Origin of the sequence: Streptomyces sp. NPDC047014, from assembly GCF_040644195.1 — a bacterium.
Classification (GTDB): Bacteria; Actinomycetota; Actinomycetes; order Streptomycetales; family Streptomycetaceae; genus Streptomyces.
Map to the genome: position 1 here is coordinate 1 of NZ_JBEYVX010000162.1, position 6,390 is coordinate 6,390.

Genomic DNA, 6,390 nt, shown 5'->3' on the forward strand with positions numbered 1-6,390 from the left:
GGCTGGGTGCGGCCGTCGTGGTCGGCGCGGGGCCGGGCGGCGGGCGCGGGGCCGGCCGGGGGCCCGGACCGGGTCAGAGCAGGCTCTTGAGCCGCAGCAGGTCGCGGAAGCCGGCCTCCAGCCGGACCCGGCCGGAGGCCCACGCCTTGGCGAACCTCAGCTCACCGGCGACCATCGCGACCAGGTCGTCGCCGGTCATGGCGAGCCGGACCTCGGCCTTGGTGGCCGGCGGGCCGGGCATGAGCGCGTCCACCCGGATCCGGCCGCTGTCGAGGCGGCCGGTGAAGGTCTGGTCGAGGTCGGTGATGTGGCAGCTGAGGGAGCGGTCGAAAGAGGCCGCGCCGCGCACGCCCTCGTCGGCCCGCGCGAGGTTGCCGGAGAGTCGGTCGAGTGCTGCTCGGCACTCCTGGATCGTAGCCATCGTGATCACGACCGTACCCCAGAGGCGGACGCGGCCGCGGCGGGCTTCGGGGTAGCGTCGGGGCATGACCCACGAAGCAGCCGGGGACCCGGCGCAGAGCCCGGCCGGGCCCGGGGCGCAGGCGGGAGCGGCGGCGGAGGCCGGTGCGCCCGCCGCGGAGGCCGGGGCCGGGGCGCCCGCCGGGCCCGCCCCGCTGGGGGTCGTCCGTACGCCCACCGGCCACGCCGGGGTGGACGCGCACCTGGCGCGGCTGGCCGGCGCGGACCACCTCGCGGCCGGGGGACACCCCGCGGTGTACGAGGATGTGCACCGGGGGCTGCGTGAGGCGCTGGACGCGCTGGACGCACCGCCCGTCCCCGGTCCGTACGAAAACAGGAGCTGAACCGAACGTGGCAGGAGTGGCACGCCGCCGCCTGGACGCCGAACTGGTACGCCGCAGCATGGCCCGCTCGCGGGAGCACGCCGCGCAGCTGATCGCCGCGGGCCGGGTGACCGTCGGCGGCACCACCGCGACCAAGCCCGCCACGCAGGTGGAGACCAGCGCGGCCCTCGTGGTCCTCAAGGACGACAGCGACCCCGACTACGTCTCGCGCGGCGGGCACAAGCTCGCCGGCGCCCTCGCGGCCTTCGGGCCGCAAGGACTGCGGGTGGAGGGGCGCCGGGCGCTGGACGCGGGCGCGTCCACCGGCGGCTTCACCGATGTCCTGCTGCGGGCGGGCGTGGCGCACGTGGTGGCGGTCGACGTCGGCTACGGGCAGCTCGCCTGGTCCCTCCAGAGCGACGAGCGGGTCACCGTCAAGGACCGGACGAACGTCCGCGAGCTGACCGTCGAGCAGATCGACGGGATCCCCGCGGACCTGGTGGTCGGTGACCTGTCCTTCATCTCCATCGGCCTGGTCCTGCCCGCCCTGGTGCGCTGCACGGCGCCCGGCGCGGACCTGGTGCTGATGGTGAAGCCGCAGTTCGAGGTGGGCAAGGACCGCCTCGGCAGCGGCGGAGTGGTGCGCAGCCCCGAACTGCGGGCGGAAGCCGTGCGCGAGGTCGCGGAGCACGCGGCGGGGCTGGGGCTGGGTGTGCTCGGGGTGACGGCCAGCCCGCTGCCGGGGCCGTCCGGGAACGTCGAGTACTTTCTGTGGCTGAGGGCGGGGGCACCGGCGCTCGACCCGGCGGATGTTGACCGTGCAGTGGCGGAGGGGCCTCAGTGACAGATTCTTCGGGGGTTGCGGGACAGCGCACCGTCTTCCTGCTCGCGCACACCGGACGGCCGGCGGCCATCCGCAGCGCCGAGCTGGTCGTCAAGGGGCTGCTGCGGAGCGGGCTCGGCGTACGGGTCTTCGACCACGAGGCGGTGGACCTGCCGCTGCCGTCCGAGGTGGAGCTCGTCACCGAGTCCACACCGGGCGTGCTCGACGGGTGCGAGCTGCTGATCGTGCTGGGCGGGGACGGCACCCTGCTGCGCGGCGCGGAGTTCGCGCGCGCCTCGGGGGTGCCCATGCTGGGCGTCAACCTGGGCCGGGTCGGCTTCCTGGCCGAGGCCGAGCGCGACGACCTGGACAAGGTCGTGGACCGGGTGGTGACCCGCGCGTACGAGGTCGAGGAGCGGATGACCCTCGACGTGATCGTGCGGACCAACGGCGACGTGCTGCACCGGGACTGGGCGCTGAACGAGGCCGCCGTCCAGAAGATCTCCCCCGAGCGGATGCTCGAAGTGGTGCTGGAGATCGACGGGCGCCCGGTGACGGGCTTCGGCTGCGACGGCATCGTCTGCGCCACGCCGACCGGCTCGACGGCGTACGCCTTCTCCGCGGGCGGGCCCGTGGTGTGGCCGGAGGTCGAGGCGCTGCTGATGGTGCCGATCAGCGCGCACGCGCTGTTCGCGAAGCCGCTGGTGACCTCGCCGGATTCGGTGCTGGCGGTGGAGGTGCAGAGCGGTACCCCGCACGGTGTGCTGTGGTGCGACGGGCGGCGCATGCTGGATCTTCCGGCGGGCGCCCGGGTCGAGGTCCGGCGCGGGGCGGTGCCCGTGCGGCTGGCCCGGCTGCACCACGCCTCGTTCACGGACCGGCTGGTCGCGAAGTTCGCGCTGCCGGTGTCGGGCTGGCGCGGCGCGCCGCACTGACCGGCTCGGGGGGCGCGGCCGGGGTGGGGGAGACCCTCGTCCTCCCCAAGCCCGGCCGCGCTCACCGGTGTTGCCGTCGCATCTCAGTAATAGCACATGCGTTCGAAAAGTTCCGGGCGGGTGCGGTCACATGGCACCGGTGAAATCTCGGTATCGTCGTCCCGTGCTTGAGGAGATGCGGATACGGTCGCTCGGGGTCATCGACGACGCGGTGGTCGAGCTGTCGCCCGGTTTCACCGCGGTGACCGGCGAGACCGGCGCGGGCAAGACGATGGTCGTCACCAGCCTCGGCCTGCTGCTCGGCGGGCGCGCCGACCCGGCCCTGGTACGGATCGGGGCCAAGGCGGCGGTGGTCGAGGGCCGCGTCGTCGTGCGCCCGGACACCCCCGCCGCGGTACGCGCCGAGGAGGCGGGGGCCGAATTCGACGACGGCGCCCTGCTGATCAGCCGGACGGTCTCCGCCGAGGGGCGCTCCCGCGCCCACGTCGGCGGCCGCTCGGTGCCCGTCGGCCTGCTCGGTGAGCTCGCGGACGACCTGGTCGCCGTACACGGGCAGACCGACCAGCAGGGGCTGCTGCGGCCCGCCCGGCAGCGGCAGGCACTCGACCGGTACGCCGGGGACGCCGTCTCCGTCCCCCTGGAGAAGTACGCGGCCGCCTACCGTCGGCTGCGCGCGGCCTCCGCCGAACTGGAGGAAATCACCACCCGGGCCCGGGAACGCGCCCAGGAGGCCGATCTGCTGCGCTTCGGCCTGGACGAGATCGCGGCTGTGGAACCGGTCGCCGGCGAGGACACCGAACTGGCCGCCGAGGCCGAGCGCCTGGGCCACGCCGAATCGCTGGCCTCCGCCGCCCAGGCGGCCCACGCCGCGCTCGCGGGCAACCCCGAGGACCCGGAGGGCGTCGACGCCAACCTGCTCGTCGGGGGAGCCCACCGCGCCCTGGAGGCCGTACGCTCTCACGACCCGGCGCTCGGCGGCCTCGCCGAACGGATCGGGGAGCTGGGCATCCTGCTCTCCGACGTGGCCGGGGAGCTGGCGGGCTACGCCGACGACCTCGACGCCGACCCGCTGCGGCTGGCCGCCGTGGAGGAACGGCGCGCGGCCCTCACCCAGCTCACCCGCAAGTACGGCACCGAGGGCACCGTGGACGGGGTCCTCGAATGGGCCGAACAGGGCGCCTCCCGGCTGCTGGAGCTGGACGGCGACGACGAGCGGATCACCGAGCTGACCGCCGAACGGGATGGGCTGCGCGCCGAACTGTCCCTGCTCGCCCAGACCCTGACCGACGCCCGGGTGGAGGCGGCGACCCGCTTCGCCACCGCCGTCACCGAGGAACTGGCCTCCCTCGCCATGCCCCACGCGCGGGTGACGATCGACATCCGGCAGACCGAGGACCCCGAAGGAGTGGAAGTCGACGGCCGCCCGGTCGCCTACGGCCCCTCCGGCGCCGACGAGGTCGAACTGCTGCTGGCCCCCCACCCCGGGGCCCAGCCGCGGCCGATCGCCAAGGGTGCCTCCGGCGGTGAGCTCTCCCGCGTGATGCTCGCGGTGGAGGTCGTCTTCGCCGGTACCGACCCGGTGCCCACGTACCTCTTCGACGAGGTCGACGCGGGCGTCGGCGGCAAGGCGGCGGTCGAGATCGGCCGGCGCCTCGCCAAGCTCGCGAAGTCCGCGCAGGTCGTCGTCGTCACGCACCTGCCGCAGGTGGCGGCCTTCGCGGACCGCCAGCTGCTGGTCGAGAAGACCAACGACGGCTCCGTGACCCGCTCCGGCGTCACCGTCCTGGAGGGCGAGGACCGGGTACGGGAGCTGTCGCGCATGCTCGCCGGGCACGAGGACTCCGTCTCCGCGCGGGCCCACGCCGAGGAACTGCTGGCGGCGGCGCGGGCGGACGGCTGAGCGGTGGGATGGCCAGAGGCCCGGAACGCTGCGTTCCGGGCCTCTGGGTTCCGCTTCCGCTTAGGCCGTGTGGGTGAGGCCGGAGCGGGTCCGCCCGGATCTCTCACGCGATCCGCACCCGTATGGTCCCGGAACGCGCGTGCGGACTGGCATCCTTGGCGACGTCTCTGACTCCCTTCCCCCTGGAGCTTCGGCCCGTGAGCAGCTCCCCGGTCTCCACCACCGTCGCGGCACAGCCCTACGGACGCCCGCCGCTGCGCGCCGTGCAGGTGCTCGGCCCCCGCGCGGGCGCCGGACACTGCTCCCACGTGCGCTCGCTGGCCACCGGGCTCGCCGCGCGCGGGGTGCGCGTCACCGTCTGCGCGCCGGTGCGCGCGGAGGGGGAGTACGACTTCACGGGCGCCGGGGCGCAGTTCGCGCCCGACGCGGTGAGCGTGCTGCGGGCCGCCTGCGCGGGGGCCGACGTGGTGCACGCGCACGGGGTACGGGCCGGGCTGCGGGCCGTCCTGGCCCTGCGCGGGCGGCGGATTCCGCTCGTGGTCACCTGGCACGGGGAGAGCCCGGCGGCGCCGGGCGCGGTGGGGCGGCTGGCCCGGCTGCTGGAGCGCCAGGTGGCGCGGGCCGCGGCGGTGGTCCTCGGCGCCTCCTCGGACCTGGTGGACCTGGCGCGGCTGCGGGGCGCGCGGGATGCGCGGCTGGCTGCCGTGGCCGTACCGGTGGCGCCGGTGGGCGCGGGGGCGGAGGCGGCGGATCCGGGGAAGGTGCGGGCGGAACTGGGCGTGGTGGAACGGCCGTTGCTGATCGCGGTCGGCAGCCTGGTGCCGCGCCGCGGCTACTCGGTCCTGCTCGACGCGGCACGGGAGTGGCGGGCGCTGGATCCCGTACCGCTGCTGGTGGTCGCGGGGGAGGGGCCGCTACGGGACGTACTCGCGCGGCGGATCGAGGAGGAGGGGCTTCCGGTGCGGCTGCTGGGGCGCCGGCGGGACGCGGCGCAGCTGCTGGCCGCGGCGGACGTGGCGGTGCTCCCGAGCCGGTGGGAGGCGCGGGCGCCGCTGGCGCAGGAGGCGCTGCGGGCGGGCGTGCCGTTGGTGGCGACGGCGGTGGGGGGTGTGCCGGAGCTGGTCGGCGAGGCCGCACTCCTGGTCCCCCCGGGGGCCCCGGCCCCCCTGGCGGCCGCGGTCGCCTCCCTCCTGGCGGACCCGTCCCGCCGGTCGGCGCTGGCGGCGGCGGGACGCGCCCAGGCGGCGACGTGGCCGTCGGAGGACGAAACGGTGGCGCAGATCCTCTCCATCTACGACGAACTCACCGAACCCAGCCGCCGCACCCACTGACCCGGCCCGAGCCCCCGCCGCCGGGTGGCCCCTGCCCGCCCCTGCGGGCCCTGCCCAGCCTTCCGGGCCCCGCTCAGCCCTGCGGGCGCCTGCCCAGCCCTGCGGGCCCTGCTCGACCTGTGCGCGCCCGTCCAGCCGTGCGGGCTCCCATCCGGGCGTAGCCGGGCCCTCTCCAGCCTCGCCGGCGTTTGAGGCGCGGGTCCGGGCGGAGCCCGGGGAACGGTGGAAGGGCGGGTAGGGGACAAGCCCCGCAGGGCCCCCACCGTCGCCGCCCGCGCCACCGCTCCGGGGCTCCGCCCCGCACCCCGCGCCTCAAACGCCGGCGAGGCTGAAAGACCGGGGCTCCGCCCCAGGCCCCGCGCCTCAAGCGCCGGCGGGGCTGAAAGATCGGGGCTCCGCCCCGGACCCCCCGCCTCAAGCGCCGGCGGGGCTGGAGGTGGGCGGCGAGGCTGGGTGGGAGCTGGCGAGCCGGAGAGGGTGCGCGGCCGGGACGGGGACACGGGGCTCCGCCCCGCGCCCCGCGCCTCAAGCGCCCGCGCCACCGCTCCGGGGCTCCGCCCCGCACCCCGCGCCTCAAGCGCCGGCGGGGCTGAAAGATCGGGGCTCCGCCCCGGACCCC

6 protein-coding genes are annotated in these 6,390 nt (G+C 76.2%); 5 read left to right on the top strand and 1 reads right to left on the bottom strand.

Going from position 1 to position 6,390, the window contains the following annotated elements:
* Positions 1-73: 73 nt before the first annotated feature.
* Positions 74-421 (bottom strand): SCP2 sterol-binding domain-containing protein, encoded by a 348-nt coding sequence (locus tag ABZ873_RS33735; protein ID WP_360880550.1) that lies wholly within the window; start codon positions 419-421, stop codon positions 74-76.
* 64 nt (positions 422-485) lie between these two features.
* Between ABZ873_RS33735 and ABZ873_RS33740 the strand changes: the two genes are divergently transcribed.
* From ABZ873_RS33740 to ABZ873_RS33760, 5 genes are all read left to right on the top strand, one after another.
* On the top strand, positions 486-803 hold the full coding sequence (locus ABZ873_RS33740) for a hypothetical protein (RefSeq protein WP_360880553.1): 318 nt from the start codon (positions 486-488) through the stop codon (positions 801-803).
* A 7-nt stretch (positions 804-810) separates the two neighbouring features.
* Positions 811-1,626, top strand: coding sequence for a TlyA family RNA methyltransferase (locus tag ABZ873_RS33745; protein WP_360880556.1), 816 nt, complete (start codon positions 811-813; stop codon positions 1,624-1,626).
* Positions 1,623-2,540 carry an NAD kinase gene (locus ABZ873_RS33750; protein WP_360880559.1) on the top strand — a complete coding sequence of 306 codons (918 nt, stop codon included), beginning with the start codon at positions 1,623-1,625 and terminating at the stop codon, positions 2,538-2,540. Before ABZ873_RS33745 ends, ABZ873_RS33750 begins: the two co-directional genes overlap by 4 nt.
* Before the next feature lie 175 nt (positions 2,541-2,715).
* Complete coding sequence (recN, locus tag ABZ873_RS33755) at positions 2,716-4,440, top strand: DNA repair protein RecN (RefSeq protein WP_360880565.1); 1,725 nt, start codon at positions 2,716-2,718, stop codon at positions 4,438-4,440.
* A 197-nt stretch (positions 4,441-4,637) separates the two neighbouring features.
* Complete coding sequence (locus ABZ873_RS33760; RefSeq protein ID WP_360880562.1) at positions 4,638-5,771, top strand: glycosyltransferase family 4 protein; 1,134 nt, start codon at positions 4,638-4,640, stop codon at positions 5,769-5,771.
* Positions 5,772-6,390: the final 619 nt, after the last annotated feature.

Bases quoted from the DNA above. Each gene is read 5' to 3' on its own strand.
- ABZ873_RS33735 (WP_360880550.1), bottom strand. From the start codon at position 421: ATGGCTACGATCCAGGAGTGCCGAGCAGCACTCGACCGACTCTCCGGC.
- recN (WP_360880565.1), top strand. From the start codon at position 2,716: ATGCGGATACGGTCGCTCGGGGTCATCGACGACGCGGTGGTCGAGCTG.
- ABZ873_RS33740 (WP_360880553.1), top strand. From the start codon at position 486: ATGACCCACGAAGCAGCCGGGGACCCGGCGCAGAGCCCGGCCGGGCCC.